Below are 16,048 nucleotides of genomic sequence, written 5' to 3' on the forward strand. Positions count from 1 at the left end.
CGGGGGCGGGGGAGCGCGTGGCGAAGCGCGAGAAGGTCATGAGGATGTCGGTCGAGCTGCCGCTGTGGCGTGCGCTCGCCGGCTACCGGGTCCTGACGATGCTGTACGCGGTCGGCCTGTTCGCCTCCGCGTACCACGAGTACGACCGCCCCGTCGTCGCGATCGCCTACTACGTCCTCCTGTGCGTCTGGACGCTCGCCACGCTGCCCCGGGTGCGCAACGCGGTGGCCTGCACCAAGCGCTTCCTCGCCGTCGACCTCGCGGTCGCGCTCACCGGTATCGTCCTCACCCCGTGGGTGGTCACCGACCACCACATCGACCGCGGCGGCCCCACCCTGCCGTCGATCTGGACGGCCGGCTCGGTCCTCGCCTTCGCCATCAAGGGCGGCTGGCGCTGGGCCGCGTTCGCCTCCACGCCCGTCGCCGTCGCCAACCTCATCGAGCGCGGCCGGCCGGCCCGCGACACCGTCCACAACGTGATCCTCGTCTGGGTCGCCTCCATCGCCATCGGATACGTCGTCGAGGTCGCCCGGGCCTCCGAGCGCACCCTCGCCCGTGCCCTGGAGATCGAGGCCGCCACCCGGGAGCGGGAGCGGCTGGCCCGGGACATCCACGACAGCGTGCTGCAGGTGCTGGCGATGGTGCAGCGGCGCGGCGCGGTCATCGGCGGGGAGGCGGCCGAGCTGGGCCGGATGGCGGGGGAGCAGGAGGCGGCGCTGCGCGCGCTCGTCTCCGGCGGTCTGGTGCCCGTCCCGCGCGTGTCGTACGACGCCGCCGAGGGGGCGGTCGTACGGACCGTGGAGGAGCCCGACGACACCGCGGGGCCGGTCGACCTGCGCACCCTGCTCGTCCCGTACGCCGGGGCCCGGGTCAGCTTCGCCGAGCCCGGCGCCCCGGTGCCGCTGCCGCCCGGTGCGGCCAGGGAGTTGGCGGCCGCCGTCGGCGCGGCCCTGGACAATGTGCGCAGGCACGCGGGTCCGGACGCGCGAGCCTGGATCCTCGTCGAGGACGAGCCGGACGAGGTCGTGGTGACCGTCCGGGACGACGGACCCGGCATCCCCGAGGGGCGGCTCGCGCAGGCCGAGGGCGAGGGGCGGCTCGGGGTCGCCCTGTCGATCCGGGGGCGGTTGCGCGATCTCGGCGGCAGCGCCGAGCTGGTCTCGACTCCGGGGCAGGGCACGGAAGTCGAGTTGAAGGTACCCAAGGCCCCGAAGGACCCGGAGGTCTCCCGGGGGAAGGCGGAGAAACGATGACGCAGCGGCAGGGCCCGATCAAGGTGATGGTGGTCGACGACCACCCCATGTGGCGCGACGCGGTCGCCCGCGACCTGACCGAGTCCGGCTTCGAGGTGGTCGCCACCGCCGGGGACGGCGAGCAGGCGGTGCGCCGCGCGAGGGCCGCGGCGCCGGACGTCCTCGTCCTGGACCTCAACCTGCCCGCCAAGCCCGGCGTCCAGGTCTGCAAGGAACTCGTCGGCGCCAACCCCGCGTTGCGCGTCCTGGTGCTGTCGGCGAGCGGCGAGCACGCCGACGTACTGGAGGCCGTGAAGTCGGGCGCGACCGGCTATCTCCTCAAGTCGGCCTCCACCGAGGAACTGCTGGACGCGGTGCGCCGTACGGCGGTCGGCGACCCGGTGTTCACCCCCGGCCTCGCCGGTCTGGTCCTCGGCGAGTACCGCAGGCTGGCCTCCGAGCCCGCGCCCGCCGCCGACGCCGACGAGCCGGGGGCGCCCCGGCTGACCGAGCGTGAGACCGAGGTGCTGCGGCTGGTCGCCAAGGGTCTGAGCTACAAGCAGATCGCCGAACGCCTGGTCATCTCCCACCGCACGGTCCAGAACCACGTCCAGAACACCCTCGGCAAGCTCCAGTTGCACAACCGGGTCGAGCTGGTGCGGTACGCGATAGAGCGCGGGCTCGACGACGCCTGACCGGCCCCGTCAACCAACCGCCTGACATTTCACCGGAATTGCGCTTCCCGCCCATCCCTGTGTGACCGGGATCACCATTAGCGTGACCTGCATCAGGCAACCGCGGCGAAGGGACTTTTCCATGCGGGTCGGAGTACTGACCGGAGGCGGCGACTGCCCGGGGCTCAACGCCGTCATCCGGGGCATCGTGCGCAAGGGTGTGCAGGAGTACGGCTATGACTTCGTCGGCTTCCGGGACGGCTGGCGGGGACCCCTCGAAGGCGACACCGTCCGCCTCGACATCCCGGCCGTGCGCGGCATCCTGCCCCGCGGCGGGACGATCCTCGGCTCCTCGCGGACCAATCCGCTCAAGCAGCAGGACGGCATCCGCCGGATCAAGGACAACCTCGCCAAGCACGAGATCGGGGCGCTCATCGCGATCGGCGGCGAGGACACCCTGGGCGTGGCGGCGCGGCTGTCCGACGAGTACGGCATGCCCTGCGTCGGCGTGCCGAAGACCATCGACAACGACCTCTCCGCCACCGACTACACCTTCGGCTTCGACACCGCCGTCGGCATCGCCACGGAGGCCATCGACCGGCTGCACACCACCGCCGAGTCCCATATGCGGGTCCTGGTCTGCGAGGTGATGGGCCGTCACGCCGGCTGGATCGCCCTCCACTCCGGGCTCGCGGGCGGCGCGAACGTCATCCTCATCCCCGAGCAGCGCTTCGACCTCGACCAGGTGTGCGCCTGGATCACCTCCCGCTTCAAGGCGTCCTACGCCCCGATCGTGGTCGTCGCCGAGGGCGCCATGCCGAAGGACGGCGACATGGTGCTCAAGGACGAGTCGCTGGACTCCTTCGGGCACGTGCGGCTCTCCGGCGTCGGCGAGTGGCTGGCCAAGCAGATCGAGAAGCGCACCGGCAAGGAGGCGCGGACCACCGTCCTCGGGCACATCCAGCGCGGCGGCACCCCGAGCGCCTTCGACCGCTGGCTCGCCACCCGCTTCGGGCTGCACGCCATCGACGCGGTCCGCGACGGCGACTTCGGCAAGATGGTCGCGCTGCGCGGCACCGACATCGTCCGTGTCCCGATCGCCGAGGCCACGGCCAAACTGAAGACCGTGGACCCGAAGCTGTACGAGGAAGTCAGCGTGTTCTTCGGCTGACCCGCGTGGGCCGACCAAGGGCTCGCTTCTCAGCGCCGGTCGGCGAAACCCGGTCCGTCCGGCGCTGTACTCGTCCCGCGCAGCCGGCCGATCAGTTCCCGCATGATCATCGCCCCGTTCAGGGTGAGGACCGACTCGGGGTGGAACTGCACCCCCGCGAACCCGGGACCGCGCAGCGCGTGCACCTCCCCGTTCGCGGCGCGGCTCAGCTCGACGCCGTGTGCCGACAGCTCCTGGAGGGCCTCCTCGTCGCAGCGGGCCACGAAGCTGTTGTAGAAGCCGACGGTCTCCGGCCGCCCGAACAGGTCGACCGCCGTCTGCGCACCCTGGTAGGGCACCTCCTTGCGTACGATCTCCAGCCCCAGCTCGGCCGCGATCAGTTCGTGCCCGAGGCAGACACCGAGGACGCCGTGCCGGTGTCCCCGGATCACCTCGGCGGTGAGCTCCCGCAGGAAGCGCATCTTCGGGTCGGCGAGGTCCGAGGGGTCACCGGGCCCGGGACCCAGTACGACCGGGCCCTCGTGCGCGAGCACCGCCTCCCGCAGCCCCGGCTCGTCGTAGCGCCGGACGGTCACCGTCAGCCCGCTCGACCGCAGCACGTGCGCGAGCATCGCCGTGAAGGTGTCCTCCCCGTCGACGACGAGCGCATGGCCGGCGAGGGCCTCGGACCGCTCCTGCATCCGCAGCCAGAACGGCGCGAGCGAGGCCCGGCGCCCGTCCAGCGCCGCCCGCACCCGGGCGTCGTCGGCCAGCCTGGGGCGCGTGTGCTCCCCGCGGGGCCGGGAGGGCCGTACCCCGAGAGCCGCCAGCACCCCCGCCGCCTTGGCGTGGGTCTCCGCCACCTCGCCCGCCGGGTCCGACCCCCGGACCAGGGTGGCGCCGACCGGGACGCGCAGCCCCCCTGCCGCGTCGATGTCCGCGGTGCGGATGAGGATCGGGGAGTCCAGCGTCTGGGCGCCGCCCGGGTCGCGGCCGATCAGGGCCAGCGCGCCCGCGTAGTAGCCGCGGCCCCCGACCTCGTGCCGCTCGATGACCCGGCACGCGTTCTGCACCGGCGAGCCGGTGACCGTGGCGGCGAACATGGTCTCCTTCAGGACCTCCCGCACGTCCAGGGAGGACTTGCCGCGCAGCTCGTACTCGGTGTGAGCGAGGTGCGCCATCTCCTTCAGCCGCGGGCCGACCACCACCCCGCCCATGTCACCGACCGTGCACATCATCTTGAGCTCCTCGTCGACCACCATCGACAGCTCCTCGATCTCCTTGCCGTCGGCGAGGAAGTCCAGCAGGTGCTCGGGCGTCGGGCCACCGTCCGGGTAGCGGTACGTGCCGCTGATCGGGTTCATGACGACCGTGCCGCCGGACATCCGGACGTGCACCTCGGGGCTCGCCCCGACCAGCGTGCGCCCACCCGTCTCCCCCCGCCGCCCTTCCAGGGAAGGCCCTTCGGGCCCTTTTTGATCTCCGGTGTGGATGACGAACGTCCAGTAAGCGCCCCGCTCACACTCCAGCAACCGCCGGAACAGCGCGAGGGCGTCCGCGCGTCCGAACCCCGGGATCTCACCCTTGTACGTCCGCCGGATGACGAAGTTCGCGCCCTCGCCGCGCCCGATCTCGTCGCGCAGCACCCGGCCGACGATCTCGCCGTACTCCTCGTCGCCGACGTCGAAGCCCCCGCCCTCGACCCGCACCTCGTGCGCGGGCAGCTGCGCCAGGGCGTCGGCCAGCGACAGGGTCCGGGTCTCCTCGGGGATCAGCACGGCCAGCGGTGTGCCGTCGTCGCGCACGTCGAAGCCGCGTTCACGGATCTGCCGGAAGGGGACGAGCGCGAGGCCCTCGTCGGGCAGGTCCGCAAGCCGGTCGTACGTGGTGACGGGGCCCAGGAACACCTCCACGGTGTTCTCGTCGTGGCCCGGGGTGCGGCGGCGGAGCAGGGCGAAGGGACGTGAGTCGGACAGCAGGTCCAGCAGGTTCATGGGTCGGTGATCCTTCTCGATCTTCTTGACGGAGAGGAACGACCCCGGAAACGCCGAAGGCCGCCCCTCGGGCGGCCTTCGCGAAGTCTTGCGTACGCGCAGTCAGTGGGCCGCCGGATGAGCGGTCCACCACCAGTTCTGGGTCGAAAGCGCGAACATGCGGTGCACCTTACCCGATCTCCGGCGCGTCCACAGGTGAGCGCACAACCGTCTCACCTGTCGAGCCGGGAGAAAACGACGCGACACGACGCCGTAGTGTTGAGTGCGTGACCGTGAACGCTAAGACCAGCGCGACCGCTGGCAACACCTGGCGAGACCTGCCCGCGGCGCAGCAGCCCGAGTACCCCGACGCCGAGGCTCTGCGCGCAGCGATCGCGGACCTCGAGTCGTATCCGCCGCTCGTCTTCGCGGGCGAGTGCGACCAGCTGCGCGCCCGGTTGGCTGCTGTCGCCAAGGGAGAGGCGTTCCTCCTCCAGGGCGGCGACTGCGCCGAGGCCTTCGACGCGGTGTCCGCCGACCACATCCGCAACAAGCTCAAGACGCTGCTCCAGATGGGCGCCGTGCTGACGTACGCCGCCTCGGTGCCCGTGGTGAAGGTCGGCCGTATCGCCGGCCAGTACTCCAAGCCGCGCTCCAAGCCGACCGAGACCCGCGACGGCGTCACGCTGCCGGTGTACCGGGGCGACTCCGTGAACGGCTTCGACTTCACCGAGGCGAGCCGGATCCCGGACCCCGAGCGGCTGAAGCGGATGTACCACGCGTCCGCCTCGACGCTGAACCTGGTGCGCGCCTTCACCACCGGCGGTTACGCGGACCTGCGCCAGGTGCATGCCTGGAACCAGGACTTCGTGCGCTCGTCCCCGTCCGGACAGCGCTACGAGCAGCTGGCCCGCGAGATCGACAACGCGCTGAACTTCATGCACGCCTGCGGGGCCGACCCGGAGGAGTTCAAGACCGTCGAGTTCTACTCCTCGCACGAGGCGCTGCTGCTGGCCTACGAGTCCGCCCTGACCAGGGTCGACTCCCGCACCGGCAAGCTGTACGACGTCTCCGGGCACATGGTGTGGATCGGGGAGCGCACCCGGCAGCTGGACCATGCGCACATCGAGTTCGCCTCGAAGATCCGCAACCCGATCGGCATCAAGCTCGGCCCGACCACCACGGCCGAGGAGGCGCTGCAGTACATCGACCGTCTCGACCCCGAGCGCGAGCCTGGCCGGCTGACCTTCATCGTCCGCATGGGCGCCGACAAGATCCGCGACAAGCTCCCCGAGCTGGTCGAGAAGGTCACGGCGTCCGGCGCCGCGGTGGCCTGGGTGACCGACCCGATGCACGGCAACACCTTCGAGGCGGCCTCCGGCCACAAGACCCGCCGCTTCGACGACGTGCTCGACGAGGTCAAGGGCTTCTTCGAGGTCCACAAGGCGCTGGGCACCCACCCGGGCGGCATCCACGTCGAGCTCACCGGTGACGATGTCACCGAGTGCGTGGGCGGCGGCGACGAGATCTTCGTCGACGACCTGCACCAGCGCTACGAGACGGCCTGCGACCCGCGCCTGAACCGCAGCCAGTCGCTCGACCTGGCGTTCCTCGTCGCCGAGATGTACCGCGACCAGTGACGGACCTGCCCGTCAGGGACAAGTGAAGTGGGGCGCGGATCACATACGATCCGCGCCCCTTCCCACTTTTGCGGTTCCTGAGTGATGGGTAAGGTTAGGTTTGCCTCACCGATCAAACGGGACGGCGCCAGTTATCGATCCCGTCGGGAGGTGAATCCGCGTGTACGTGTGCAGCTGCTTCGGTGTGACCGAGGCGCAGGTCAAGAAGCACGCGGAGGACGGCGCGTGCACCCCGCGCCAGATCGCCTCGCAGTGCAAGGCGGGCACGGACTGCGGTTCGTGCGTACGGCGCATCCAGTCGATCCTCGGCCGTGGCGCTTGCCCGCGCCGTGAGCTGGCCGACCAGGGCAGGCCGATCCTGGCCGAGCTCGACGGGGCTGAGCTCGACGAGGCCGAGCCGGCCGCGGCCGCCTAGCTCTCCGGCTGTTCGATCAGCTGCGCGATGTAGAGCGCCTCACCGAGCTTCTCCACCAGCTCCAGCTGGGTGTCCAGGTAGTCGATGTGGTGCTCCTCGTCGGCGAGGATGTCCTCGAAGATGTTCGCGGACGTGATGTCGCCCTTCTCGCGCATCATCTTGATCCCGCGCCTGAGCCGGTCGATCGCCTCCACCTCGATCTCCCGGTCCGCCTCGAACATCTCCCGGACGGTCTGCCCCACCCGCACATGGAACAGCCGCTGGTAGTTCGGCAGTCCTTCCAGGAACAGGATGCGGTCGGTGAGCACCTCGGCGTGCTTCATCTCGTCGAACGACTCGTGGCGCGTGTACTTGGCGAGCTTCGGCCAGCCGAAGTTCTCCTGCATCTTCGCGTGCAGGAAGTACTGGTTGATCGCGGTGAGCTCACCGGTGAGCTGCTCGTTGAGGAATTCGATGACCTCGGGATCGCCCTGCATCGCACGGGCTCCTTCCGCATGGGGGGAAATGGGGAGGCTGCGGCCGCATGATTGCACCGGCGTCGAAGATCGTCCAGTAAGTGCGTACTTAGTAAGTAAGTGCAGAGTTGTCATTGTTTGTCCGATTTAGGGCAGGGCTGGTCAAGTGCACTGCTCCGGGTCTGTCAGGATGGAGTCATGGGTCATCCGGTGGAGCGCGAATCTGGAGAAGCGGCAGGGTCCGAGCTTCCGCCGGGGCAGCGACTGCAGCGCGGCTGGCCCGTCACGCACTATGGCCCGGTACCCAAGTTCCGGCCCGAGCGCTGGGAGTTCAGGGTCTTCGGTGCCACCGCCGACGGTGAGAAGCACTGCTGGAACCACGAGGAGTTCACGGCCCTGCCCTACACCACCGTCATGGCCGATCTGCACTGCGTGACGAAATACAGCATGCTCGGCGCGGAATGGGGCGGCATCCCGGCCCGGACGATCCTGGAGATCGCCCCGCCCGCGACCGACGCCACCCATGTGATGGTCTGGGCGGAGTACGGCTTCAGCTCGAACCTGCGCCTCGCGGACTTCGCCTCCGACCGCTCGATCTTCGCCACCCACAAGGACGGTGAACTCCTCACCGCCGAGCACGGCTTCCCGGTCCGCCTCGTGGTGCCCCACCTCTACGCCTGGAAGGGCCCCAAGTGGGTCCGCGGCGTGGAGTACATGACCGCCGACCGCCGCGGCTTCTGGGAGGAGCGCGGGTACCACAACATCGGCGACCCCTGGAAGGAGCAGCGCTACTCCTACCAGGAGGAGCCCGGGGACGGTCCCGAGCTCTGACATCTCCTGGCCGGCCGCTCAGTGGTGGTACTGATGCACCACCGCATGGCCCTTGCCCCGGCCGATCGTCCACTTGTTGACGGGCGTCGTGACCATGAAGGCCACCACGAGCGAGATCAGCAGCGAGCCCCAGAACAGCAGGTCGTCCAGCTGCGCGTCCATCGCGTCCGGCCACAGCACGATCACGCCGTTGTCGATCAGCTCCATCACCGCGATGGACAGGGTGTCCGCGGCCAGCGCCACCCGGAAGGCGGTGCGGAAGTCGACGCCCGCCTTCAGCACCCCGCGCAGGGTGAGCGAGTAGCCGAAGAAGAAGGCCAGCACGATCGCCAGGATCGTGGTCGGCAGGTTCCCCCACCCGAGCGCCGTTCCCACGACCATGCCCAGCACCTCGCCGATGGCGCAGCCGGTGAGGCAGTGCAGGGTGGCCCGGGCGGCGACGGACCAGGTGGCCACGGCCGGCCCGTGGTGGTCGGCGTGCGTGTGCGGGTGCGTGTCCGCGTGTGCGTGCGCCTCGTGCTGCATGAGTGCCCCCAATGTCACGTAACGGTTTCTGCACCGAGCAGGAACCGTATACCCCCCTGGGGTATTCCTCAATGCGTCATCCGTCGCGCAGTTTCTTCAGCCGCTCCACATCCGCCGCATGCCCTTCCTTCCCGCCGGGCGTCTCGATGATCAGCGGTACGCCCTCGGTCGCGGGGTGCGTCATCAGGGCCCGGAACGGGTCCTCGCCGATATGGCCGGAGCCGATGTTCTCGTGGCGGTCCTTGTGCGCGCCCACCACGTCCTTGGAGTCGTTGGCGTGGATCAGCTTCAGCCGGCCCTCGCCGACCGTGCCGACCAGCAGGTCCAGCGTCCGGTGCATGCCGTCCGGGCCGGTCAGATCGTGCCCGGCGGCGAAGATGTGACAGGTGTCCAGGCACACGCCCAGCTTCGGATGCGCGTCCAGCGCCTCGAAGTACGGCCCGAAGTCCCAGGTGCGGGAGCAGAGCGAGGAGCCCTGCCCGGCGGTCGACTCCAGCAGCAGGAACGGATCGTCGTCGTGGGTGAGCTCGTCCAGCAGCGGCAGCATGTGCTCGCGCACCTGCTTCAGCGCCACCGCCCGCTCCCGGCCGCCGGTCGCGCTTCCCGTGTGCACGACGACCCCCAGCGCGCCGATCTCCCGCCCGCGCCGCAGCGAGTGCCGCAGGGACTCCACCGACCTCTCGACGGTCGCCTCGGTGTGCGAGCCGAAGTTGATCAGGTACGGGGCGTGCACATACGCGGGGATGGATTCCTCGGCGCACGCCGCCCGGAACGCCTCGTCCTGGCGCGGGCTGCCCGCCGGGGTGGCCCAGCCGCGCGGGTTGGCGACGAAGACCTGCACGGTCTCTGCCTTGAGGTCCCGGGCGTACGACAGGCCCACGGAGTGCAGGCCGCCGGCCACGGGGACATGGCCGCCGACGGGGTTGCGGGAGGGGCCGGGGACGGCACCGGAGGAATGCTGACTGCTCACCCGTTCAGGGTGTCACGCCCCCAGGTCGCCCCGACCGCCCGCTCCCGTCACCGGATGGTGATCGTGATCGTCGATCCCTTGGGCGCCGTGTCGCCGCCCGCGACCGACTGCTTCTTCACCGTGTCCCCGAACAGCCCGAGCAGCCCGCGGTCCTCGTCGACCTTGAAGCCGGCTCCCTCCAGCGCCTTGTGCGCGTCGTCGACGCTGTCCCCGACCACGTCCGGGACCTCGATCATCTCCGGGCCCTTGGAGATCGTCAGCGTCACCGTGTCACCCTCGGCGGCCCGACTGTCGCCCACCGGGGTCTGCCGGGCCACCTTGCCCTTGTCGTACTCGGAGTTCACCTGCTGCGCGGCGATCTTCACCTTGAGACCCGCGTTCTCCAGCTCCTGCTGGGCGTCGGCCAGGTCGTCGCCGGTGACGTCCGGGACGTCGATCGGGCTGCCCTTGCTGACGACCAGTGCGATCGCCGAGCCCGCGTGCCGCTTCGTACCGGCCGTCGGGTCGGTGCTGATCACCGAGCCCCTGGCGACGCTGTCGCTGAACTCCCGGGTCACCATCCCGGGCTCCAGCCCGTCCGCCGTCAGCCGGGCCCTGGCCTTCGCCAGCGGGATGCCCTGGACGCCGGGCACGTTCACGGTCTCCGGGCCCTTCGAGATGATCAGCGTCACCGCGTTGTGGCCGCGGATCCGGGTGCCGGCCGCCGGGTCGGTGCGGATCACCGTGCCCCGCTTCACCGTGTCGTCGTAGGCGCGCTCGACCTTGACGTCGAGCCCCGCCTCGCTCAGCCGCGCTTTCGCCTCCGCCTCGGTCTTCGCCAGCAGCGGCGGGACCCGGGTGAACTGACCGGAGTTGATGTACCAGACACCGGCGCCGACACCGAAGACCAGCAGCACGGCGGCGATGACCGTGACCAGCGTGCGGCGCGGCCGGGCCGGGCCGCGCCGGTCGGGCACGGGCGGCGCCTGCAGCCGGCTGGTGCGGTCGACGGCCCCCACCAGGTCGTCGTCCTCGTTGACCGGCAGCAGCCGGGGCACGGTCAGCGAGCGCGGGATCACGCTCGTACGGTCCTCGGCGATGTCGTGCTCCGCGCAGAGCGCCTGCGGCGGCACGGCGTCCAACTGCTCGTCGGTGAGCCCCGCGCGGGCCTCGCGGAGCCGGGCCAGCAGCGCCACGGCGTCCTGCGGCCGAAGGTCCGGGGTGCGCGCGGCGGCCGCGGCCACCAGCTCGTCCAGCTCGTACGGCAGTCCGGGCACGGTGGCCGAGGGCGGCGGCACGTCCTCGTGGATGTGCTTGTAGAGCACCGTGGCCGGGGAGTCCCCGGCGTGCGGCTTCCCGCCGGTCAGCATCTCGTACAGGACGACACCGCACGCGTACACGTCCACCCGCGGGTCGGCCGTGCCGTGCTCGATCTGCTCCGGCGCGAGATAGGAAACGGTGCCCAGCACGGTGCCCGTGGTGTTCGTCACCGTGTCCACGGACCGCACCAGACCGAAGTCGGCGACCTTGACCCGCCCGTCGTCCCCTATCAACACGTTCTCGGGCTTCATGTCCCGGTGTACGAACCCGGCGCGGTGCGCGCCGCCGAGCGCGGCGAGCACCGGCTCCAGGATGTCCAGCGCCGCACGCGGCTGCAGCGCACCGCGCTCGCGCAGCACGTCACGCAGCGTGCACCCGGCGATGTACTCCATCGCGAGATACACATACGACCCGTCGGCCCCCTGGTCGAAGACCTGCACCACGTTGGGGTGCGCCAGCCGCGCCACGGACTTCGCCTCGCGGATGAACCGCTCCACGAACGACCCGTCGGCCGCCAGCGTCGGATGCATCACCTTGAGCGCGAGCACCCGGTCCAGACGGGTGTCCAGGGCCCGGTAGACCGTGGCCATCCCGCCGACCGCGATCCGCGCCTCGACGCGATAACGGCCGTCGAGCACCTGCCCGACGAGAGGGTCCTGAAGGGTCGTATCCACGCAGGTGAGTGTACGAGCCACGACCGACAGGGCCGGGGGTTACGCCGTTCCGGGGACGGAATGCAGCAGAGCTGTGACTGTTTGCGCGACTAGAACGCAGGGCGCTCGGGATCCAGGTGCGCGCGCCCCTCGGTGGGGGAGGAGGCCTCGGCGAAGTGCCGGGGTGGGATGCGGCCCGCCCGCCTCGCCAGCCGGCCCGCCTCCACCGCGTGCTTCATCGCCTCCGCCATCAGCACCGGCTCCTGGGCCCGCGTCACCGCGGAGGCGAGCATCACACCCGCGCACCCCAGCTCCATCGCCAGCGCCACGTCCGACGCCGTACCGGCCCCCGCGTCCAGGATCACCGGCACGCGCGCGTGCTCGACGATCAGCTGGAAGTTGTGCGGATTGCGGATGCCGAGCCCGGAGCCGATCGGCGAGCCCAGCGGCATGACCGCGGCGCAGCCGACGTCCTCCAGCTTCCGGGCCAGCACGGGGTCGTCATTGGTGTACGGCAGGACGGTGAAGCCGTCGTCCACCAGCGTCTCCGCCGCGTCCAGCAACTCCACCGGATCCGGCAGCAGCGTCCGCTCGTCGGCGATCACCTCCAGCTTGATCAGATCGGTGCCCAGTGCCTCCCGCGCCAGCCGGGCCGTGAGCACGGCCTCACCCGCGGTGAAACACCCCGCCGTGTTCGGCAGCACCCGGATGCCGAGCCGCTCCAGCACCGACAGCACGGAGCCGTGCACCTCGGGATCGACCCGCCGCATCGCCACTGTCGTCAGCTCCGTGCCGGAGGCGACCAGCGCCCGCTCCAGCACATCCAGGCTGGGCGCACCGCCCGTACCCATGATCAGCCGGGACGAGAGGGGCGTACCGCCGAGGACAAAGGGATCGTCGGCCATGGGTCAGCCTCCTTGCACGGCGGTGAGGACTTCGACGCGGTCTCCCTCGCACAGGGCCGTGGCGGACCACTGCGCGCGCGGGACGACGGTTTCGTTGAGCGCGGCGGCCACTCCGCGCGGTGCCGCGGTGAGGGACCGCACAAGGGTGTCGAGAGCGGTGCCGGGCGCGATCTCCCGGCGCTCCCCGTTGACGGAGATGTTCATGCGGGCTGCTCCGAAGGGACCGGGGCCGACGGGACGGCGACTGCGGTACCGAACCGCTGCGGTGTGAAGGGGCGGGCCAGGTCCGGGAGTTCACCCGTGACCAGGACCTGCGCCATGACGTCGCCGGTGACCGGTGTGAGCAGCACGCCGTTGCGGAAGTGCCCGGTGGCCATCAGCAGCCCGTCGAGCGCGGTCGGACCGAGCATCGGAGCGTTGTCCGGAGAGCCGGGGCGCAGTCCGGCCTGCGTCTCCACCAGCGGCAGCTCGGTGATCCCCGGCATCAGCTCATGGGCGTCCCGCAGCAGTTCGTACACACCGCCCGCGGTCACCGTCGTGTCCCAGCCCAGCTCCTCGCTCGTCGCCCCCACGACCAGCTCGCCGTTCTCCCGGGGCACCAGATAGACGTGCCCGCCGCGCACCACGGCCCGCACGGTACGGCTCAGGAAGGGCGCGTACCGCCGAGGCACCGTCAGCCGCACCACCTGCCCCTTCACCGGCCGCACCGGCGGCAGCAGGGCGTCCGGCACGCCCGCGAGCCGCCCGCTCAGGCTGCCGGCCGCGAGCACCACCCGGTCCGCGCCCAGGACGTCTCCCTCGCGGGAGACGACACCGGCGGCCCGGTCCCGTACGACCGACAGCCGCTCCGCCCACGTGCGGTGGAACACCACCCCCGCGCGCTCGCACGCGGCCACCAGCGCGGCCGTAAGCCGCCGCGGATCGATCTGATCGTCGCCGTCCACCCGCAGCCCGCCGCGCACACCGGGCGCGAGCATCGGCTCCAGGCGCCGGCACTCCCGCCCCGACAGCCACTCGGACTCCAGGCCCGACCGCTGCTGCAGGGCGTGCAGTTCGCGCAGATGGGCGCGGTCGTCGGCGTCCAGCGCCACGGCGAGCGTGCCGCACCGCCGGTAGCCGACGTCGTGGCCGGTCACCTCGGTGAGCTCGGCCACGAAGTCCGGATAGCGGCGGGCCGAGGCGAGGTTCAGGCCCAGCAGGGTCTGCTCGCCGTAGTGCAGTTCCGTGACCGCGGCCAGCATCCCGGCCGCCACCTGGGCGGCCCCGCCGCCCGGCTCGGGATCCACCACGGCGGTGACGAGCCCGCGCTGCGCGGCCCGCCAGGCCGTGACCAGGCCGATGATTCCGCCCCCCACGACGAGGACGTCTGACGTACGTGACGACATGGGCGTCCAGCCCCTCCCTTCGCCGGCATGACCCGGATCAGGTTCGTACGGTCGGAGGCCGCCAGCCTCCCTCTCAGCCCGGTGCGTCCGGGCTCCCGCGAGTGCTTGTACGGTGGCCACCCTAGCCCGCGGAGCTTCGCCCGGGTAAGGGAGCCTCCGTCCACGGCCCGACCGGGAGACGCGGCGGGCCCACGGAACGAGCGTTGTGGAGCAGGTCACTCAGCACGCCCCCTGACTGACAGTTTGTCAGTTGTCTATGGTGATCGGGTGAGCGAGCAGACGCAGCAACGGGGCACGTCACAGGCACGGCGCGTGGTCGTCGTCGGCGCGGGCATGGCCGGGGTGCAGACCGCGGTCGCCCTGCGGGAACAGGGCTTCACCGGCACCGTCACGCTGATCGGCGCGGAGCCGCACCAGCCGTACGACCGGCCGCCGCTGTCCAAGGCCGTGCTGCTCGGCAAGGCCGAGGGCTCCGCCTTCGACGTGGACTTCGAGTCGCTCGGCGTCGAACTGCGACTGGGGTGCGAGGCGGACGGCGTGCGCCCCGCCGACCACGAGCTGGACACCGAGTCCGGGCCCGTTCCGTACGACGTCCTGGTCGTCGCGACCGGCGCCGAACCGATCCGCCTGCCCGGCACGGAGGGCGTCCCCGGAGTGCATCTGCTGCGCACCCTGGACGACGCCGAACGGCTGCGGCCCGTGCTCTCCCAGCAGCACGACATCGTGGTCGTCGGCGCGGGCTGGATCGGCGCCGAGTTCGCCACGGCGGCCCGCGAGGCGGGCTGTGCGGTGACGGTCGTCGAGGCCGCCGACCGCCCCCTCGCGGGAGCCCTCCCCGCCGAGGTGGCCGCGCCGATGACCGCCTGGTACGCCGACAGCGGAGCCGCGCTGCGCACCCACGCGCGCGTGGAGCGCGTCGAGCCGGGCGCGGTGGTGCTCGACGACGGCGCGCGGCTGCCCGCGGGCGCCGTCGTGGTCGGCATCGGCGCGCGCCCCGCCACCGACTGGCTCGCCGGCTCCGGCATCGAACTCGGCGCGCACCGCGAGATCCTGGCCGACGACCATCTGCGCGCCTCCACCCCCGACGTGTACGCGGTCGGCGACTGCGCCTCCTTCCCGTCGGCCCGGTACGGCGAGCGGCTGCTCGTCCACCACTGGGACAACGCCCTCCAGGGCCCGCGCACGGTCGCCGCCAACATCATCGGCGAGGCCCCGGCCGTCTACGACCCCGTGCCCTACTTCTGGTCCGAGCAGTTCGGCCGCTTCGTCCAGTACGCCGGTCACCACGCGTCCGCCGACACGCTGCTGTGGCGTGGCGACCCGCTCGGGCCCGCCTGGACCGTCTGCTGGCTCCGCGAGGACCGCCTCGTCGCCCTGCTGGCGGTGGGCCGGCCACGGGACCTGGCCCAGGGGCGGCGGCTGATCGAGGCGGGCACGCCGGTGGTCGCGCAGCTGCTCACGGATCCGGCGCGGCCCTTGAAACAGGCCGCGGCACGGTAGTGAAAAAGCCCAGCTCGGACGGGCCCGGCTTCCGAGTGTCAGTCCGGGATGGCAGGCTGTTTCCGTGACCGAGATTGACGCAAAGATCGATGCTCTCGTCCCCGCCTGGCTCACGCTGCCCGACATCGCCGAACAACTCGGCGTCGAGGTGACACGTGTGCGGCAGTTGGTCAAGGAGGGCCAGCTCATCGCCGTACGCCGTGGCGAGAACCGCGCGCTGCACGTCCCCGCCGCCTTCATCGACGAGGACAAGGTAGTCAAGGGCCTGTCCGGGACCCTGACGCTGCTGCGGGACGACGGCTTCACGGACGAAGAGATGCTGGAGTGGCTCTTCACGCCCGACCCGAGCCTGCCCGGCACCCCCGCCCAGGCCCTGAGTGAGAACCGTGGCACGGAGGTGAAGCGCCGGGCCCAGGCGCTCGCCGTCTGATCCCAACCCAC

Annotated in this window: 17 protein-coding genes and 1 riboswitch; of the genes, 8 read left to right on the top strand and 9 right to left on the bottom strand. The window is 71.2% G+C overall.

All coding sequences use genetic code 11. The annotated features are described in order from the left end of the window. The first annotated feature begins 17 nt into the window (after positions 1-17). From macS to ACZ4EG_RS14905, 3 genes are all read left to right on the top strand, one after another. On the top strand, positions 18-1,253 hold the full coding sequence (macS, locus tag ACZ4EG_RS14895; RefSeq protein ID WP_467790909.1) for a MacS family sensor histidine kinase: 1,236 nt from the start codon (positions 18-20) through the stop codon (positions 1,251-1,253). After that, positions 1,250-1,927 carry a response regulator transcription factor gene (locus tag ACZ4EG_RS14900; RefSeq protein ID WP_363297012.1) on the top strand — a complete coding sequence of 226 codons (678 nt, stop codon included), beginning with the start codon at positions 1,250-1,252 and terminating at the stop codon, positions 1,925-1,927. Before macS ends, ACZ4EG_RS14900 begins: the two co-directional genes overlap by 4 nt. A 121-nt stretch (positions 1,928-2,048) precedes the next feature. After that, positions 2,049-3,077, top strand: a complete 1,029-nt coding sequence (locus tag ACZ4EG_RS14905) for a 6-phosphofructokinase (protein ID WP_467790910.1) — start codon at positions 2,049-2,051, stop codon at positions 3,075-3,077. Positions 3,078-3,106: 29 nt separating this feature from the next. Here the strand turns inward: ACZ4EG_RS14905 and ACZ4EG_RS14910 are convergent, their stop codons facing one another. Beyond that, a complete protein-coding gene (locus ACZ4EG_RS14910; protein WP_467790911.1) occupies positions 3,107-5,050 on the bottom strand; it encodes an anthranilate synthase family protein in 1,944 nt (647 codons plus the stop codon). Positions 5,051-5,152: 102 nt separating this feature from the next. Then, on the bottom strand, positions 5,153-5,209 hold the full coding sequence (locus tag ACZ4EG_RS14915; RefSeq protein WP_078912442.1) for a trp operon leader peptide: 57 nt from the start codon (positions 5,207-5,209) through the stop codon (positions 5,153-5,155). Between the two features lie 107 nt (positions 5,210-5,316). Between ACZ4EG_RS14915 and ACZ4EG_RS14920 the strand changes: the two genes are divergently transcribed. Together ACZ4EG_RS14920 and ACZ4EG_RS14925 are read left to right on the top strand one after the other, a co-directional pair. Beyond that, complete coding sequence (locus tag ACZ4EG_RS14920) at positions 5,317-6,669, top strand: class II 3-deoxy-7-phosphoheptulonate synthase (protein ID WP_453547910.1); 1,353 nt, start codon at positions 5,317-5,319, stop codon at positions 6,667-6,669. 160 nt (positions 6,670-6,829) lie between these two features. Continuing rightward, positions 6,830-7,084: a (2Fe-2S)-binding protein gene (locus ACZ4EG_RS14925; RefSeq protein WP_467790912.1), complete on the top strand. Its 255-nt coding sequence runs from the start codon at positions 6,830-6,832 to the stop codon at positions 7,082-7,084. Here ACZ4EG_RS14925 and bfr read toward each other — a convergent pair. Then, positions 7,081-7,560 (bottom strand): bacterioferritin, encoded by a 480-nt coding sequence (gene bfr, locus ACZ4EG_RS14930; protein WP_453547916.1) that lies wholly within the window; start codon positions 7,558-7,560, stop codon positions 7,081-7,083. The two genes, ACZ4EG_RS14925 and bfr, sit on opposite strands and share 4 nt — an antisense overlap. Before the next feature lie 177 nt (positions 7,561-7,737). On the opposite strand from bfr, the gene ACZ4EG_RS14935 reads away from it, so the two are divergent. Further along, a complete protein-coding gene (locus tag ACZ4EG_RS14935) occupies positions 7,738-8,370 on the top strand; it encodes a sulfite oxidase-like oxidoreductase (RefSeq protein WP_453547918.1) in 633 nt (210 codons plus the stop codon). Positions 8,371-8,388: 18 nt separating this feature from the next. Here ACZ4EG_RS14935 and ACZ4EG_RS14940 read toward each other — a convergent pair whose 3' ends face one another. The 6 genes from ACZ4EG_RS14940 to thiO form a co-directional block, all read right to left on the bottom strand. Next, positions 8,389-8,895 carry a DUF4396 domain-containing protein gene (locus ACZ4EG_RS14940; protein ID WP_467791117.1) on the bottom strand — a complete coding sequence of 169 codons (507 nt, stop codon included), beginning with the start codon at positions 8,893-8,895 and terminating at the stop codon, positions 8,389-8,391. A 76-nt stretch (positions 8,896-8,971) separates the two neighbouring features. Then, the gene (locus ACZ4EG_RS14945) at positions 8,972-9,865 is read right to left on the bottom strand and encodes a deoxyribonuclease IV (protein WP_467790913.1); all 894 of its coding nucleotides are present in this window, start codon (positions 9,863-9,865) and stop codon (positions 8,972-8,974) included. 47 nt (positions 9,866-9,912) lie between these two features. Further along, a complete protein-coding gene (gene pknB, locus ACZ4EG_RS14950; RefSeq protein ID WP_453547922.1) occupies positions 9,913-11,838 on the bottom strand; it encodes a Stk1 family PASTA domain-containing Ser/Thr kinase in 1,926 nt (641 codons plus the stop codon). An 89-nt stretch (positions 11,839-11,927) separates the two neighbouring features. After that, the gene (locus tag ACZ4EG_RS14955; protein ID WP_453547924.1) at positions 11,928-12,722 is read right to left on the bottom strand and encodes a thiazole synthase; all 795 of its coding nucleotides are present in this window, start codon (positions 12,720-12,722) and stop codon (positions 11,928-11,930) included. Between the two features lie 3 nt (positions 12,723-12,725). Continuing rightward, positions 12,726-12,926: a sulfur carrier protein ThiS gene (gene thiS, locus ACZ4EG_RS14960; RefSeq protein ID WP_390709180.1), complete on the bottom strand. Its 201-nt coding sequence runs from the start codon at positions 12,924-12,926 to the stop codon at positions 12,726-12,728. Next, a complete protein-coding gene (gene thiO, locus ACZ4EG_RS14965) occupies positions 12,923-14,107 on the bottom strand; it encodes a glycine oxidase ThiO (RefSeq protein ID WP_453547926.1) in 1,185 nt (394 codons plus the stop codon). The genes thiS and thiO overlap by 4 nt, the downstream gene beginning before the upstream one ends. Then, positions 14,105-14,216, bottom strand: a riboswitch (TPP riboswitch). Its footprint overlaps the gene before it by 3 nt. Before the next feature lie 158 nt (positions 14,217-14,374). Here thiO and ACZ4EG_RS14970 point away from each other — a divergent pair. Together ACZ4EG_RS14970 and ACZ4EG_RS14975 are read left to right on the top strand one after the other, a co-directional pair. Next, positions 14,375-15,607 carry an NAD(P)/FAD-dependent oxidoreductase gene (locus ACZ4EG_RS14970; RefSeq protein WP_467790914.1) on the top strand — a complete coding sequence of 411 codons (1,233 nt, stop codon included), beginning with the start codon at positions 14,375-14,377 and terminating at the stop codon, positions 15,605-15,607. Positions 15,608-15,671: 64 nt separating this feature from the next. Beyond that, the gene (locus ACZ4EG_RS14975) at positions 15,672-16,037 is read left to right on the top strand and encodes an Rv2175c family DNA-binding protein (RefSeq protein ID WP_263207802.1); all 366 of its coding nucleotides are present in this window, start codon (positions 15,672-15,674) and stop codon (positions 16,035-16,037) included. Positions 16,038-16,048: the final 11 nt, after the last annotated feature.

The sequence above is a fragment of the Streptomyces sp. NPDC025638 genome (assembly GCF_055558775.1).